General features: G+C 57.5%; 1 pseudogene. It reads right to left on the minus strand.

The annotated features are described in order from the left end of the window. A pseudogene (locus HF885_RS10260) lies at window positions 1–511 on the minus strand (restriction endonuclease subunit S); the annotation flags it as partial.

A 511-nucleotide genomic window follows, 5' to 3' on the forward strand; every position in this document is an offset into this window, starting at 1 on the left:
CGCTGATGAATGGTGATGAGGTTGTCGAGACGAGCGAAGAGGGCGCCGATTCGCTCCTGCTCCTCTCGCGAAGAAGGCAAAGTGAGGACGGTATCGAAGAAATTGTCAGGCGCAATATTGAGCAAGCCGTGGTTCCTCGCGCCCTCGGCGGCAATCATCTGAACAGCCTTGTACCAGCGGTTCGTCTCGTAGTACGTGACAAGGAAGTCGGGGTCGGCGTCGTCTAGCCCAAAGCAGATGTACAGGGTCGATACGCAGCCCTTTTCGTACATTTTCAGGCGTTTCACGGCACCCCACGGGCTGTCCCCGGACGTGCTCTTGTTGTAGGCGAATTCCCCCATACGAAGGAGGTAGTAGCCGCTCATGTCCTTGCTCGCAACCTGATTATTGAAGAAGGTTCGCTGGTCCACGAGGCCGTACTGGGCCGAGATGGTCAGGGGCAAATCGGACTCCCCCTCATTCTTGCGGGTGACACGGTGCGCGATGTCCCCCAACTTACGCTGTTCCCAAG

This window comes from Parafannyhessea umbonata (assembly GCF_012844235.1).
Taxonomy (GTDB): domain Bacteria; phylum Actinomycetota; class Coriobacteriia; order Coriobacteriales; family Atopobiaceae; genus Parafannyhessea.